Annotated in this window: 12 protein-coding genes; 9 read left to right on the forward strand and 3 right to left on the reverse strand. The window is 37.9% G+C overall.

Annotated elements, in window-relative coordinates:
- A complete protein-coding gene (locus GWJ05_RS03200; RefSeq protein ID WP_036934221.1) occupies positions 1–1,500 on the forward strand; it encodes a helix-hairpin-helix domain-containing protein in 1,500 nt (499 codons plus the stop codon).
- A gap of 74 nt (positions 1,501–1,574) precedes the next feature.
- Here GWJ05_RS03200 and GWJ05_RS03205 read toward each other — a convergent pair whose 3' ends face one another.
- Complete coding sequence (locus GWJ05_RS03205) at positions 1,575–2,000, reverse strand: TonB family protein (RefSeq protein WP_052038427.1); 426 nt, start codon at positions 1,998–2,000, stop codon at positions 1,575–1,577.
- 258 nt (positions 2,001–2,258) lie between these two features.
- On the opposite strand from GWJ05_RS03205, the gene aes reads away from it, so the two are divergent.
- Complete coding sequence (gene aes / locus GWJ05_RS03210; RefSeq protein WP_036934223.1) at positions 2,259–3,227, forward strand: acetyl esterase; 969 nt, start codon at positions 2,259–2,261, stop codon at positions 3,225–3,227.
- A 14-nt stretch (positions 3,228–3,241) separates the two neighbouring features.
- Here the strand turns inward: aes and GWJ05_RS03215 are convergent, their stop codons facing one another.
- Entirely contained in the window at positions 3,242–3,955 is a 714-nt protein-coding gene (locus tag GWJ05_RS03215) for an NUDIX hydrolase (protein WP_036934225.1), read from the reverse strand.
- Positions 3,956–4,109: 154 nt separating this feature from the next.
- Here GWJ05_RS03215 and GWJ05_RS03220 point away from each other — a divergent pair, with 154 nt between their 5' ends.
- Both GWJ05_RS03220 and GWJ05_RS03225 read left to right on the forward strand, forming a co-directional pair.
- Positions 4,110–5,129: an SPFH domain-containing protein gene (locus GWJ05_RS03220; RefSeq protein WP_036934226.1), complete on the forward strand. Its 1,020-nt coding sequence runs from the start codon at positions 4,110–4,112 to the stop codon at positions 5,127–5,129.
- Positions 5,129–6,073, forward strand: a complete 945-nt coding sequence (locus GWJ05_RS03225; protein WP_036934228.1) for a sugar kinase — start codon at positions 5,129–5,131, stop codon at positions 6,071–6,073. The genes GWJ05_RS03220 and GWJ05_RS03225 overlap by 1 nt, the downstream gene beginning before the upstream one ends.
- A 2-nt stretch (positions 6,074–6,075) precedes the next feature.
- Here the strand turns inward: GWJ05_RS03225 and tetR(H) are convergent, their stop codons facing one another.
- Positions 6,076–6,699: a tetracycline resistance transcriptional repressor TetR(H) gene (tetR(H), locus tag GWJ05_RS03230; protein ID WP_103005101.1), complete on the reverse strand. Its 624-nt coding sequence runs from the start codon at positions 6,697–6,699 to the stop codon at positions 6,076–6,078.
- Positions 6,700–6,790: 91 nt separating this feature from the next.
- Here tetR(H) and tet(H-J) point away from each other — a divergent pair, with 91 nt between their 5' ends.
- The 5 genes from tet(H-J) to GWJ05_RS03255 all read left to right on the forward strand — a co-directional run bounded on the left by tet(H-J) (position 6,791) and on the right by GWJ05_RS03255 (position 14,384).
- Positions 6,791–7,981 carry a Tet(H)/Tet(J) family tetracycline efflux MFS transporter gene (gene tet(H-J), locus GWJ05_RS03235; protein ID WP_087803391.1) on the forward strand — a complete coding sequence of 397 codons (1,191 nt, stop codon included), beginning with the start codon at positions 6,791–6,793 and terminating at the stop codon, positions 7,979–7,981.
- 924 nt (positions 7,982–8,905) lie between these two features.
- Complete coding sequence (gene ecpA / locus GWJ05_RS03240; protein ID WP_036934236.1) at positions 8,906–9,505, forward strand: common pilus major fimbrillin subunit EcpA; 600 nt, start codon at positions 8,906–8,908, stop codon at positions 9,503–9,505.
- A 72-nt stretch (positions 9,506–9,577) separates the two neighbouring features.
- Entirely contained in the window at positions 9,578–10,264 is a 687-nt protein-coding gene (locus tag GWJ05_RS03245) for a hypothetical protein (RefSeq protein ID WP_036934238.1), read from the forward strand.
- Between the two features lie 24 nt (positions 10,265–10,288).
- Entirely contained in the window at positions 10,289–12,799 is a 2,511-nt protein-coding gene (locus GWJ05_RS03250; protein ID WP_036934241.1) for a CS1-pili formation C-terminal domain-containing protein, read from the forward strand.
- A gap of 13 nt (positions 12,800–12,812) precedes the next feature.
- Positions 12,813–14,384, forward strand: coding sequence for a hypothetical protein (locus GWJ05_RS03255; protein ID WP_036934243.1), 1,572 nt, complete (start codon positions 12,813–12,815; stop codon positions 14,382–14,384).
- Positions 14,385–14,408: the final 24 nt, after the last annotated feature.

Here is a 14,408-nt window from a genome sequence, read left to right on the forward strand (position 1 = left end):
ATGGCAGATATCATTACCTGTACAACACAAAGTGGGAAAACCGTCCAGTACGTCAATGAAATTATTGGCTCTGGCTCAATGAAAGATGTCTATTTTTCCCCTGACAGAACCTATGTTGTTGCCTTTTATAAGACAAAACAAAACGCACAAGCCAAAGATAGAATCGATATGATAACAGGCTCTTATCGTCATAATATCTTTGAGCAAAGTGGCGGTGAATACTGGAAAAACCTTTTTTGCTGGCCAACTGATGTTGTTGAACATCAAGGCAAAATTGGTATTGTAGTGCCGACATATCAACCCCACTTTTTCTTTAAATATGGCTCTAAAAACAATGACTTTCTTGCCATAAAAGGTCGTGAAAAAGAAGGTAAATGGTTTGCAAGCGCCAACAACCAAAATAAATTTCTCGATCCTAGAGAAAGAGGTAATTTATTAAATTACTTGAAAGTTTGTTTATTGCTTTCTCGTGCAGTCCGCCGAATGCATGCCGCGGGCTTATGCCATAGCGATTTAAGCTATAAAAACGTCCTTATCGATCCTGAGCAAGGTCATGCTTGTGTGATTGATATTGACGGTTTAGTGGTTCCTGGAAAATACCCACCTGATGTTGTTGGAACACCTGATTTTATTGCACCTGAAGTGGTAAAAACCAGCCATTTACCGAAAGAAGATCCTAACCGAATTTTGCCAAGTATCACCACTGATAGACATGCCCTTGCAGTATTGATCTATATGTATCTGTTTTATCGCCACCCTTTACGGGGCGGTAAAATTCATGATCTTGACGATGAAATGCGTGATGAAACACTCTCTATGGGTGAAAAAGCGCTGTTTATTGAACACCCAACAGATCGTAGCAATGCGGTAAAATTGAATCAGGTAAAACCGTCATCTCTACCTTGGGCTGATCCTGAAAAAATCCCATACACTATTATGGGGCCTTACCTAACACCTCTTTTTGAAAGAGCTTTTATTACAGGGTTACACGATCCTTCGCAACGCCCTACCGCAGATGAATGGGAAACCGCTTTAGTCAAAACGGTAGATTTAGTTCAGCCTTGTCAAAATAAAGACTGTGAACAGCAATGGTATGTTTTTTCAGGAAAAACACAGCCAGTTTGTCCTTATTGTCATACCCCATATAAAGGGCAATTGCCGATTTTAAATCTCTACTCTTCCCGTAAAGCCGGTAGCTTTAGACCCGACGATCACCGCTTAATGGTTTGGAGTAATCAATCACTGTTTCCTTGGCATGTTAATCGCCTTATTGCGCCTAATGAACGCACCACAGATGAACAGAAAAAGCGCGTAGGCTATTTTGTTTATCACAACTCAACATGGTGGCTTGTTAATGAGCGTATTGATGGATTAATGGTATTGCCAGAGAAAAAGCAAATAGCGATTGGCGATAAAATTGCATTAACCGATGGATTGCAATTTGTGTTATCGACAGAAGAAGGTGGGCGACTTGTTGTGGTGCAATTAGTGTCTAATTAATAAAGTAAGAGAATAATCCGTTTAATTTATCGCGGTTATTCTCTTTTTTCATTATGTTAAATTTAATATTGAGATCAAAGCTTAAATTCCATAACCAAATTTAAATCTTTTGCTGGTTTTCCTGTTTCATAGCGCCATTGTTCCATTGCGTGAATAAGTGACAAACCAAAAACATCCACTAAAGGTGAGTCTAAAATCCTAATATTTTGTACATGCCCATTTTCATCAACATCAAATTTCGCCTTTAATTCACCTTCAATGCCTTGAGAACAAGCTTTTACAGGATAACTAGGTAATGGACGTAATAAATTCTTAGGGTAATTTTTAACCGTAAGATTTGACTCTTTTATTTCACTTTGAGTCATTTTCTCTGGTTCATCGGCTAATTTTGGTTTCAATAACAAATTAGATTGAGCATCCGGCTGTATTGATTGAGTCGCACATCCATTTAGTAAAATAGTGCTACAAAGTAAACTTAAAATAGCTAATTTTATTTTCATTTTTCTTTTCTAAAATAAGATTAAATATAAAAATAAAATAACACATCTCATAATTATTTTTATTCTCAATTTAGTTATTTAGTTAAGAAAAACTGTGCAATTAATCCTATTTTAGTCATTTTATTTAAATCCAAGTCAGATCACAGTTTCACATCTCACCCTTTCCATTCAGCGCTAACATTCAATATTGGATATCAAGATCTCAGTTTATTAAGCCTCATTATTTACAATACCCCACTGTGATAATTGGAGGCATGAATGAAAACTAAAAATAAAATCAATGTGCTAGAGCTTATTTCGCCAGAGATGAAACAAGTTATGCAATTTTATGCAGATAATCCGCAACCTGCGCCAGAAAATGATGGCTATCCATCGATGCGTCTTGCTTATAATCAAGATAGGCGTTATTGGAATGCTGATGCACCAGAGATGTTTAACATACAAGATATTTCGGTGAGTACTTCTTATGGGAATGTATTAACACGTCTTTATCAACCCAAAGAAAAAACACCTGCAACACTTTATTATCTTCATGGTGGCGGTTTTATTTTAGGGAATTTAGATACTCACGATCGCATTATGCGACTGCTTGCCAGTTATACTGGTTGTACTGTTATTGGTATTGACTATTCACTGTCACCAGAAGCGCATTATCCTCAAGCCATTGATGAATCCGCACAGGTTTGTCAGTATTATCATCAACATGCAAAACACTACGATATTAATACACAACAGATTGGTTTTGCGGGTGACTCCGCAGGTGCGATGTTATCGCTTGCCACAGTATTATGGTTACGTGACAAACACATTAACTGCGGTAAAGTGAGTGCCACTTTGCTTTGGTATGGATTATATGGCTTACGCGATTCTACCAGCCGTCGACTTTATGGTGGTGAATGGGATGGGTTGCGCCAACAAGATTTAGAAGAGTATGACAATGCGTATTTAACCGCACTTGGCAGTCGTGACGCACCTTATTATTGCTTATTTAATAACGATTTAACGCAAGATATTCCACCTTGCTTTATCGCTAGCGCACAATACGACCCACTTATTGATGATAGTGTGACGCTATTTAAAACCTTAGAAGCGCATCAATTACCTTGTGAATATAAAATGTATTCCGGCACATTACATGCTTTTTTACACTATTCACGTATGATGAAAGTGGCAGATGACGCCATTCGAGATGGCGCTCACTATTTTGTAAAACAACTGGCTTTGTAAAACAATTGGCTTTTCTAGAACTCAAGATTTCGAATAAACCGATAATCCGCGGACGCCTCTTTAAGTCGATACAGACTTGCAGGGCGTCCTCTTTCTGCCCGTTTTTCTCCTGTATCAATCAATAAATCTGCTTGTTCGATGCGTCGTCTAAAGGATTTTTTCTGGATTTCTTTCCCAATCAGAATTTCATGAACATGCTGTAACTCAGGCAAGGTAAACACTTCGGGTAATGCAAATCCGGGAACAATTGAATAGAGTGATTTTTGCTTTAAACGCTCTCTCGCTTGTGTAATTAACTCTCGATGATCAAACGCTAAGCTTTGTTGTGTAACCTCATCAATAGGGCACCACATTACCGAATCCACAGTATCAATATGAGCTTCGCACGCTTGATGTGCCATTAACGCGGTATAACAGACTGTTACCGACCAGCCTCTTGCATCACGCTGATCGTTCCCCACTGAACAGAGTTGCTCAATATAAGGAGGGATGACCCCCGTTTTCTCTTTTAATTTTCTTAGCACCGTATCTTCAAGACATTTATCTTGCACTTCATCGACAAATCCACCGGGTAAACCCCATTTTCCTTTTTCAGGATGCTCCCCTCTTTTCACTAACAACACTTTTAACTGCTCTTCATGATAAGTAAACAGCACGGCATCAACGGTGATGAGTGGGGATAGGAAATCACGACGATTATAACTGGCTAAAAAATCTTGTTCATTCATGGCGGAAACTTAATTAGAAAACGATAAGGCTATTTTAAGGTTAAACAGCAAAAAATCAAATTTTGTCATAAAGACACTAAATCAGTTGACAAGAATAGTGTCTATAAGACACAATACACTTATTGTCATAAGGACACTTAAAAAAGGAAATACTATGTTTAACTTAAATTATTTTAAAGCTGACTCATCAACATTCATCATTAAATCCGTTAATGGTAAAATCCGCCAACAAGGTAAAGGCTTAAGTTTTTGGTATAACTCAGCCACAACCTCCATTGCGGCATTACCTTTAAACGCACAAGAAGCGCCATTTATTTTTAACTTCCAAACCGCAGACTTTCAGAGTTTACGCATCCAAGGACAAATTTCATTTCAGGTCAAAACCCCTGAAAAAGCGGCAGAAGTGCTCAACTTTAACTTAAGTAAAAACGGTAAGTCATATGCCTCTGAAGATCCACTCAAACTCAGTGATCGTGTTGTGCGTATTGCACAAACCTTAATTCAAGCAAAGATCCAAAGTACTCCCCTCAGAGAAGCATTATTACTCAGCCAATCATTAGTGACTTTGGTGATGGAACAATTAATTGAACACTCATCATTAGAAGCATTAGGCATTGCAATTTTAGATGTTTCTATTGCAGCAATTACCCCATCACCAGAAACCTTAAAAGCGCTAGAAGCCGAGGCAAGAGAATCCTTACTGAAAGAAGCCGATGATGCAATTTATGCGCGTCGTAAATTCTCAGTTGAACAAGAGCGCACCATTAAAGAAGCAGAATTAGAAACTGACTTATCCGTTCAACGCAAACGACAAGAAATTGAAGAAGCACGTTTAGAAAATGAACGTACATTATTACGAGAACAAGCAGAAATTGAAAAAGAACGCCTTGAAGCCAAAGTGAATGCTGAAGCAAAACGCAAAGAACTTGTCGCATTAAGTGCCGAAAATCAGCGAACACAATCAGAAGCTGATGCCTACGCCATTGAAGCGACCATGCGAGCTTACCGTGAATTGCCCGTTGAAAACTTAAAAGCCATGGCGCTAGCAAAAATGGACTCACAACAATTAATGGCAATGGCATTTGAAACCTTAGCGCTTAATTCAGGGAAAATCGGCGAACTGAATATTACCCCTGATTTATTTAGCCAATTTATGAAAAAAGGCGGTAAATAATGCAACGTAACAACGATTTTCGCTTTGTGTTAGTGATGAGAAAAAGCCGTTTACAAGAATTAATCGAGCGCTTTAATACCTGGTCACAAGCCAAGTTTTATTTAGAACACAACAATGTTGAGGTAAAGGATTACCTCAACGAACACAATCTATATCAAAAACAATTAACAGAAGCCGAGTTGATTTTAAAATCCCTAGGACGCTTTCAGCTATTAGAACGAAATTTATTACCTAGCTATCAATTTTCACCCCACGATATTGTGGTGGTGATTGGTCAAGATGGGCTTGTAGCTAATACACTGAAATATCTCAATGGGCAGCCTATCATTGCAATAAACCCTGATCCATCAAGATGGGATGGTAAATTATTACCCTTTGAAATAGGGCAATTAAAAGAGACGGTGATTAATACCATTAATCAAAAAATGCCATTTAAAACGGTCACTTTCGCGCAAGCGACAACCAATGATGGTCAATCATTATTAGCAGTTAATGACCTATTTATTGGCCCTAAAAGTCACACTTCCGCGCAGTATATTTTACAATGGGATGGTGCTCAAGAAGCACAATCCTCATCAGGCATCATTGTGTCAACGGGATTAGGATCAACTGGGTGGTTTCAATCTATTCTTGCGGGCGCAATGGCAATAACAGGAAAAGCTTCGCACCCTCTGTTACAAGGGTTTAACTGGGGTGATCGAAAGCTACAATTTAGTGTCAGAGAGCCATTTCCTAGCAGAACAACAGGTGTCACACTGACTTTTGGCACTATTGAGCCTGACTCACCGTTACAATTAGAGTCTTTGATGCCAGAAAATGGAGTTATTTTTTCGGATGGCATCGAAGATGACTATTTACCGTTTAATGCAGGCTGTATAGCGCATATTGGTATCGCTGATATACAAGGGCAATTAATTAGCCAAAAAGGACGTCAGCGGATTTAGATTTATTGAGTGTTACGTAACACCGTTTCAAGTCCTGAAATCATTACATCAAGGACAAACAAAAATGCAGCATCACCATTATCACTATCCATAATGGCAACGGCTTGAGTTAATAATGGCGGATAGTGAACAGTATTGGGCTCTGTTTTCTCACGCTCTTTTTGGCTTTCTTGATGCTCTTGAGTTTCAAGAACTGATCCTAATGTAAAATGCGCAATAGCACTCAACGCATATACGGCTTGAGACAAACTAAATCCGGCATCACATAAAAATTGTAGTTGCTGTTCTGATGTCTCAAATTGGCTTTCAGACGGGCGAGTTCCTGCATGAATTTTGCCACCATCACGATACATTAATAATGCTTGGCGAAAGCTTTTCGCGTTATTTCTCAAAAAATCCTGCCATGTTTCATTAGGCAATGGCAAAACATGATGATGATGTTTTTGCAAAATCGTTTCTGCTAATGCATCTAACAACGCACGTTTATTCTTCACATGCCAATACAAGGTGGGTTGCTCTACCCCTATTTTTTGCGCTAATTTGCGCGTCGTTAGGCCGTCAATCCCCACTTCATGAAGTAAAACTAACGCATTATCAATCACTTGTTCTTTATCTAACTTTGCCATTATCTACCTCAAAATAAAACATCCTTGACAATCTATCACTGATAGAGATATTTTACGCCCACTCTATCACCGATAGATTTTTAGGATCTAGATGAATAAATCAATTATTATTATACTGCTGATCACCGTATTAGATGCCATTGGCATTGGGCTTATCATGCCAGTACTCCCTACGCTATTAAATGAATTTATCAGTGAGAATTCACTTGCAACTCATTACGGTGTGCTATTAGCGCTCTATGCTACTATGCAGGTTATTTTTGCACCTATTTTAGGCAGACTGTCTGACAAATATGGCAGAAAACCTATTTTGCTGTTTTCTCTTTTAGGTGCAGCCCTCGATTACCTTTTAATGGCATTCTCAACCACTCTTTGGATGCTCTACATTGGGCGTATTATTGCAGGCATCACAGGTGCAACAGGTGCTGTATGTGCATCAGCCATGAGTGATATTACTCCTGCTAAAAATCGAACTCGCTATTTTGGCTTTTTAGGTGGTGCTTTTGGTGTTGGTCTTATTATTGGTCCAATACTCGGAGGGTTATTAGGTGAAATAAGTGCCCACACTCCATTTATATGCGTCGCCATTTTACACTCGGTATTATTGCTCCTCTCATTGCTATTTTTTTATGAAACACAAAAAAGAGAAACACGCGTTACAAATACATGCACTCAAATAGCATCAAATTCAACCGCAGGCTGTATTAAGAAAAGCCTCTATTTTTGGCTGATAGCCTATTTTATCATTCAATTAATCGGTCAAATTCCTGCCACAATTTGGGTGTTATTTACACAATACCGTTTTGATTGGAATACGACATCGGTCGGTATGTCTTTGGCAGCCCTGGGTGTATTACATATTTTCTTTCAAGCGGTTGTTGCTGGAACATTAGCCCAAAAATGGGGCGAAAAAACCACCATTATACTCAGCATATCTATTGATATGATGGGCTGTTTATTATTAGCGTGGGTAAGTCAAGTTTGGGTGATATTACCTGCATTAATCTGCTTGGCGGCTGGCGGTATGGGACAACCTGCTTTACAAGGTTATTTATCAAAATCTATTGATGGCAATGCGCAAGGGAAATTACAAGGTACATTGGTAAGCTTAACCAACATCTCCGGAATTATTGGCCCACTCTGCTTTGCCTTTATTTATCATTACAGCATCGTTTATTGGGATGGCTTGCTATGGATGATAGGCGCAACATTTTATGCCATCCTGCTTATTACTGCTTATTTTCACCAAAAATCAGAAATAACTAAAAAAGTTGTATTCTAAAAATACGCGCTTTTCTTAGTAAGAGCTCTATCTTAATTATAAACACTCTCATGTGTAGAGCGTTTATAATAGGTCACTTTGATTAGATAGTTATTTTATAATCCTTCTTTACACTCATACTCACTTAAATAAAAACACAAATTATTAATCATTATTTAACTTTTATTTTACATTATTTGATTGTGACATTTGATAAAAAATAGTATTTTCATTAAATCTAGTTTTATTAAAATAGGAATTATTCATAGGCGTTATTATATATATTATTCTAGATCAATATTGGCTAGTCTTTTTTAGATACTTAACAGGAATAAATTTAATTTTCCTATTTCCATCATGCAATACCTCATACAAACTACCAAAACAAATCACAAAAAGACCTATTTTATTGAATTATATTTTTAAATTGAAATTTCTCGGAATAAAAAAATAAAAAAAAGATAAAAACATTTTTTCTTATAATGTTAATTAGTTATCAACACATAAAGCTTTTTATTTAATAACTCAATAATAACTCGCATTCAGAGTAAAAATACACAGATTTAGTTAAAAAACTCTTATGAGTTGTTTTTTAAGCATAAAACCCTATGAGATTAATCCTATCCTCATTAATATTTTTATTAGTAAAATTGACCTCAAATCAATTTTGCAAATAAAACAATTAATCAAAAAAGGAATAAATATTCTGATTTTAGATTTATAGTTTTTTTTGCATATTAATTAAAAGACGCAAAGAAAATAGAAATTTAAAAAATTAAATAACACCTCCCATTAGGAAAATATATTTAATTTAAAATGAGTATATTTAAAATTTATTTTAAATAAATATTTTACTAACAAATAAATAACTGAATATAGTTGAAAAACGCACTGTTATTTAAAAACACTATGCTGTGAAAAATAATCAACAAAGGATATTTCAATATGAAAAAACTGACATTGGCAGTTCTTGCTGTAGCTATTATGGGTGCAACTACTCTTGCTCAAGCTGATACTCGTAAAGCACAAGCTGTTGCTTCATGGGATGCTAAAGCATACAAAGACACTAAAAGTATGTTAGTAGTTACACCATTAAAATCATTAACCTTCAACTACGCTGAAGGTGTTAAAGCCTTTAATACTCAAGATGGCGCTTTCGATATCACTATCCAAGGTCAACAAGGGGCAACTGACTTTAAACTGACGTCTAAAATCATCTCTGACAAATTAACTCGTGCAGCTGACGATAGTGAATTGACTGTAGGTGTTAAATGGAATGGTACTGCATTAACTGATACTACTGAAACCCCTATGGTTGACGTTGCTACAGGCACAACAGCAGGTCTTGATTTCTTAGCTCAAGAGGGTGCTTTCAACGGTAAAGATCGTGTCAGCGGTCAAGGTCAATTCGCATTCAATATCGCTTCTGCAAAACTTGCGGGTGCTGATGCTAAATTCTCTGATTTAGCAGATGGTTACTGGGATGGCGACGTTAAAGTCCAGTTCACTGCAACTTGGGAAGGCGACTTCACTGCAACACCATAAGCTGTGATCCATAAAATAGTCTTTTAATAATAAGGGACGAGCGAATTCTCGCTCATCCCTCAAGGATCCATGATGAAAAAAATAATATTAGCCTGTTTGAGTCCTTTGATTTTTTATAGCCAATTCGCAGCAGCCATTCATGTCGGTGCCATTACCGAAACCCTGCTATCCGACCAAACTATTCTTGCCAAAGAAATTGAAAATAATGTCGATCAGGCTCGTTTAGTCGGATTATCTATTGAGCGCATTTCATCCCCATTGGATGATGGAAAAGTGCTCCCTTTAGTCAATAACGAGATTTTGATTTCACCTGCAAACTTAATTTTACCCGGCAAAACCAAAGAAAGTTTCAAAATTTTCTATAAAGGCCCTAGTGATAATCAAGAACGTTACTACCGCTTAGTCTGGCGTGACGATCCTGTGACAGAAACAGGATCAACCCAGAGTGCAAAAGCCGCCACGGCAACCACTTCTGCCATGATAAGCACTATTTTAGTAGTTGCACCTCGTCAAGAAAGATTCGATTACCAATTTGATAAAGAAGCGCGTGTGGTGTTTAACACGGGAAATACATCCTTTCGCACTGTCGCCACTGGCGATTGTATGCCTGATGCCGTCACAAAAAACGAAAATAACCGCTGTAGTGAACGCTACTACGTTATGCCAGGTCTTGGTGTCAAGCTAAAACAAGTCGATGTTCAAAGTAAAAAAGCTACCGTCGGCATTTGGCATAACGATGATTTTATTATTGTAAATTAATTTTTAATTTCATAAGGATCTATTGTGCGTAAATCAGGGGTCGCTCTGGGTATTGCCTTATGCCTTTTATCTGAAAGTGCATTTAGTCAACCCGCCAATTTAAAGATAGGTAACTATATTATTCCTAGTGTCTTCGCTACCGCATTAGAAGAAGGCATGACGATCCCTGTCTATTTACGTTACGATCTATCTGAACAATCGGTTTTAGAAGAGCAAAGTCGTAATAAAATTGCGGATGCGCTGGTGGTGTTAAAAGACAATAAAATTACCATTAACTCCGTTACGCCTACATTGGATGAAAGTGAAACACAAACAGCATCCATCAATGAACAGCTTGTTCAGTCATTAAATGATCTGAAAGATAGACCTTTTGATCAAAATAACACCATCATTCTCTCTCCTGATGCCAAGCTTAATTTTGATTTAAGCACTTTTATTATGTCGTTAGATGTCAATGAAGCGGGTCTGGCCACACAAATCAAAGCACGCTCAGAGATGTTAGGTAAATCAACGGTCAATAATATTTCCTCTGTCACAACCTATAATTTAGGGGTCTATAACAATAAGGTGAAACAGCAGAAAGATAACACTAACAGTTATTTTTCTGTTGATAGCATTTGGAGTTTTGCAGAAAACCACTTAAACCTGAGTGCAACGGCGTATGGATTAGGTACCGCCGAGCAATCGTTTGATTTCTATCGCGCCATGTTTGAACGGGATTTTAATGGGCGCCGGTTTGCTTTTGGTCTATTAAATACCTGGAATTTACAATCTATTGCAACCATGTCAGCACTCAATAGCAGTAAAGTTTACGGTATCACCTATGGCAATAACTCCTCATCCAAAGTCAGTAATACACAGCTTTCATTAACACCAATCACTGTTTTCTTACCCAGTGCAGGGGAAGTCCGTCTGTATCGTGACGGTAAATTATTAAGTATTCAAAATTTCCCAATGGGAAGTTTTGAAGTTGATACGGCACCACTTCCTTTTGGTATTTATGAAGTGGATGTCGAAGTGGTCATTGATGGTAAAGTTCGCTCTAAACAACGTCAAACCGTCAATAAATCTTTCAATATGAAAGGGGCAACCTTAAACCAACTGCGCTGGGAATTGTATTCGGGTTATGTGGATTACAAAAAACGCATTAAAAACAACAACAATGAATACCGCACTACTCGCGGAGATAATACGGTCTTAGTCGGAGGCGCGGGCGCCATTACCTTAGGTGTTTTTTCAGGTCTTAACCTACAAGGCTCTGCGTATATTTTTGATAACGTTGCCGTCTTAGAAACCAACAGCCATTTGCAATTAACCGACACACTCTCCACCAGTTGGCAAGCATTAATTGCTAAAGAGGGTAGCAACCGTAATATTTTCACCGCTAATTACGCGTTGCCTAAAGGCCTTGGATCACTATGGGTCAATCGTGAAAAAGGCAACATCAAAGACGATTTCCCGATGTATGACTCTGATAACTACTCGTTTGGCACCACACTCAATTTTACCCAATTTTGGGAATATGCGGGATCATTTACCTATTCCTACACCAAAGATTTACGCGATAAAAATAACGCCAATAACTTTGAATACGCGACAACTCTCTACACGGGTCGCTATGGCAGTATGAGTTTACGTACGGGTATTCAACGTTATCATTACGACAATCAAGACAGCACAAATGAAAAATACATTACCTTAGACTTCTCATTACCACTGGCAACCTGGCTCAGTGCTGGGATGTCTTCCAGTAACGGGAACTTACGTGGTGAGCTGTCAGCCTCGAAAAACTTTGAAAATGCCCCAATTACCAGTGCTGGGTTATCCGTTTCGACCCTTCTTCATGATAAAGACGGAACTGACAGTGATTTCTCTGTGAGTGGTTACAGTATGTTCGACACGAAATACAGTACGGGGACATTAACCATGAATCGTCCTAACGATGACCGATTAAATACTACATTAACCGCTCGAGGCTCCTTTGCTTATAGTGATATGAACTTCTCTGCCAGTGGTAAACAAGAAACCTCGGGGGTGATTGTCAAAACTGGAATCGATGGTGAAGGTCAAATAGCGGCTAACGTCAATGGTCAACGTTTTGTCTTATCGGGTAGCAATAACTTTATTCCACTTTCACCTTATGCGGAATATAAAGTCGAATTACTGAACGATAAAAACAGTGAAGATAGCTTTGATATCGCCTCGGGTCGTGTGAAAAATGTGGTGCTTTATCCAGGTAACGTTGCCGTACATCAACCTGAGTTAAAACAGATGGTCACTGTATTTGGTCGAATGAAATCGCCTGATGGCACACTGTTAGCCAGTGCGCAAGTACGTAACCATATCGGTCGCACGCAAACCGATCACCAAGGCCAATTTGCAATGGATGTTGATAAACGCTATCCCGTCATTTCGTTACAACAAGATGATAAACAGATTTGTGAGGCTGAATTAGATCTTTCATCTGCACGAGGTGTGTTATGGGTGGGTGATGTGATTTGTGATCCGCAAACGACGTTGGTAAATCGGAATTAAAGGAAAGCATATAATGTTTAAACATTATCTATTATTAATACTCACCCTTTTTGCTACATTCATTTGTAATGCAGCAACCTATACCAATAATATTGTTTTTATTGAAAATAATATTGATAACGAATATTTTATTACACCACAAAAAACCGATCCTCGCTTTAGTGGTGCTAACGTTTTTACTAAATACAGTAATAATCAACTTAGCTTAGGCTACATGGGATATACAGGTGCTGTTCCTCTCTACAATTATTTTGATATTTGGCTAGAAAACTCACCTATAAAAATGCCATTTATTGGTAACCGTTGCTGGCGAACATATAGAGATTGCCCATCCGATGGAATACAAAGACCTGAACAAGTCTTAAGCGATGGGATGTATCGTGCATATATGAACACGCATGGTGGTGAAGCAGGTATTCCTAGAGCTATATTTTCTGATTCTTTTTATCAATATATGCAACACTTACCTATTGGCAGTACAGAAAATTTTAGTTATTTTTTCTGCTATACCAAGAATGATTACAACCCTGCATTAGGCCAAACATGTCGCTCTGTAAACGGCAGAGTGACTGAACAAAGTTTTGCGATCACCAAAAATGGACATGTAAAACTGAAATCAACCAATGCGTTACAAGAGATTTTTGTCGATAGTGAAGGTAATGCTGTATTAGGCTTAGGCTCTAAATTTTGTGAAATTGTAGGCAATAATGTTGTCTGTAAGATGGTTGATTATGAGCTAAATGGCGAAAGCTTAAATGTCATGAGACTAGCGATGAAAGTAGATACAGCGACATTATCATTTACACCAACAGCGAGTGATATTCTTCTTTCAGCCACACCGACATCAAGAACCTTTTATTACTCTTCACCAACAATTGCCTCTTATTTAATCACCCCTGGTAATGGGGGCGTTTATGTCCATTTCACAAAAAGTTTTTTCAAAAAATTAATTAAAAACAACGTAGATCTTTCTAAGAGCCAAGATTTATTTACCTTTAGTTTTACCAATACGGCAGTGCCTCAATCGGGGTTTTATGAATTTACCCCTTCTAACACAATAATTATCAAGCCTCGTGATTATGGAATTAGTATTATTTCTAAAGAATTAGTCAATAATCCCCATAGAGAGGGAAAAGTCGGTGATAAAGAGCCACCATTAACTTTTGACTATATCGTTACCACCAGTGCATTTCGCCAAGCTGATAGAATTACCGCAGCGGTTGAAGGACCTAGAACCACAATCCGAGGCCAATCTTATTGTTTATTTAGCTCTAAAGATAAAAAAATGAATGTGCCCTTTTCAGCTTACTTAACTTATACTGATGCCAGTGGCAAAAAGGTCAAAAATCGAGCGGCTTGTGATAATGTGCCTATCTCCATTAAAGAAGCCTTATGGACAGAGACGACATGGCCTTACCCTTATCAGTTAGAAGGTAATTTCTATCGTACTGATTTACAACTTACCTTCCCAATGAATGAAAGTACCTCTCTTTTTTCAATGGAAGGTGAAGACTGGCTTGGGGTAGTAGAAGCCCGTGGTTATGTTAATGTCTTTGCCGAATGGTCAGGAACGGATATTCACTAAATGAAATAAAAATTTCCTCTTTTA

It is taken from the genome of Proteus sp. G2626 (assembly GCF_009915985.1).
GTDB classification, from domain to species: Bacteria; Pseudomonadota; Gammaproteobacteria; order Enterobacterales; family Enterobacteriaceae; genus Proteus; species Proteus vulgaris.

Excerpts from the sequence above, each read along its gene's own strand:
- ecpA (WP_036934236.1), top strand. The coding sequence starts at position 8,906 with ATGAAAAAACTGACATTGGCAGTTCTTGCTGTAGCTATTATGGGTGCA.
- GWJ05_RS03205 (WP_052038427.1), bottom strand. The coding sequence starts at position 2,000 with ATGAAAATAAAATTAGCTATTTTAAGTTTACTTTGTAGCACTATTTTA.
- GWJ05_RS03255 (WP_036934243.1), top strand. The coding sequence starts at position 12,813 with ATGTTTAAACATTATCTATTATTAATACTCACCCTTTTTGCTACATTC.
- GWJ05_RS03245 (WP_036934238.1), top strand. The coding sequence starts at position 9,578 with ATGAAAAAAATAATATTAGCCTGTTTGAGTCCTTTGATTTTTTATAGC.
- aes (WP_036934223.1), top strand. The coding sequence starts at position 2,259 with ATGAAAACTAAAAATAAAATCAATGTGCTAGAGCTTATTTCGCCAGAG.
- GWJ05_RS03200 (WP_036934221.1), top strand. The coding sequence starts at position 1 with ATGGCAGATATCATTACCTGTACAACACAAAGTGGGAAAACCGTCCAG.
- GWJ05_RS03215 (WP_036934225.1), bottom strand. The coding sequence starts at position 3,955 with ATGAATGAACAAGATTTTTTAGCCAGTTATAATCGTCGTGATTTCCTA.
- GWJ05_RS03225 (WP_036934228.1), top strand. The coding sequence starts at position 5,129 with ATGCAACGTAACAACGATTTTCGCTTTGTGTTAGTGATGAGAAAAAGC.
- GWJ05_RS03220 (WP_036934226.1), top strand. The coding sequence starts at position 4,110 with ATGTTTAACTTAAATTATTTTAAAGCTGACTCATCAACATTCATCATT.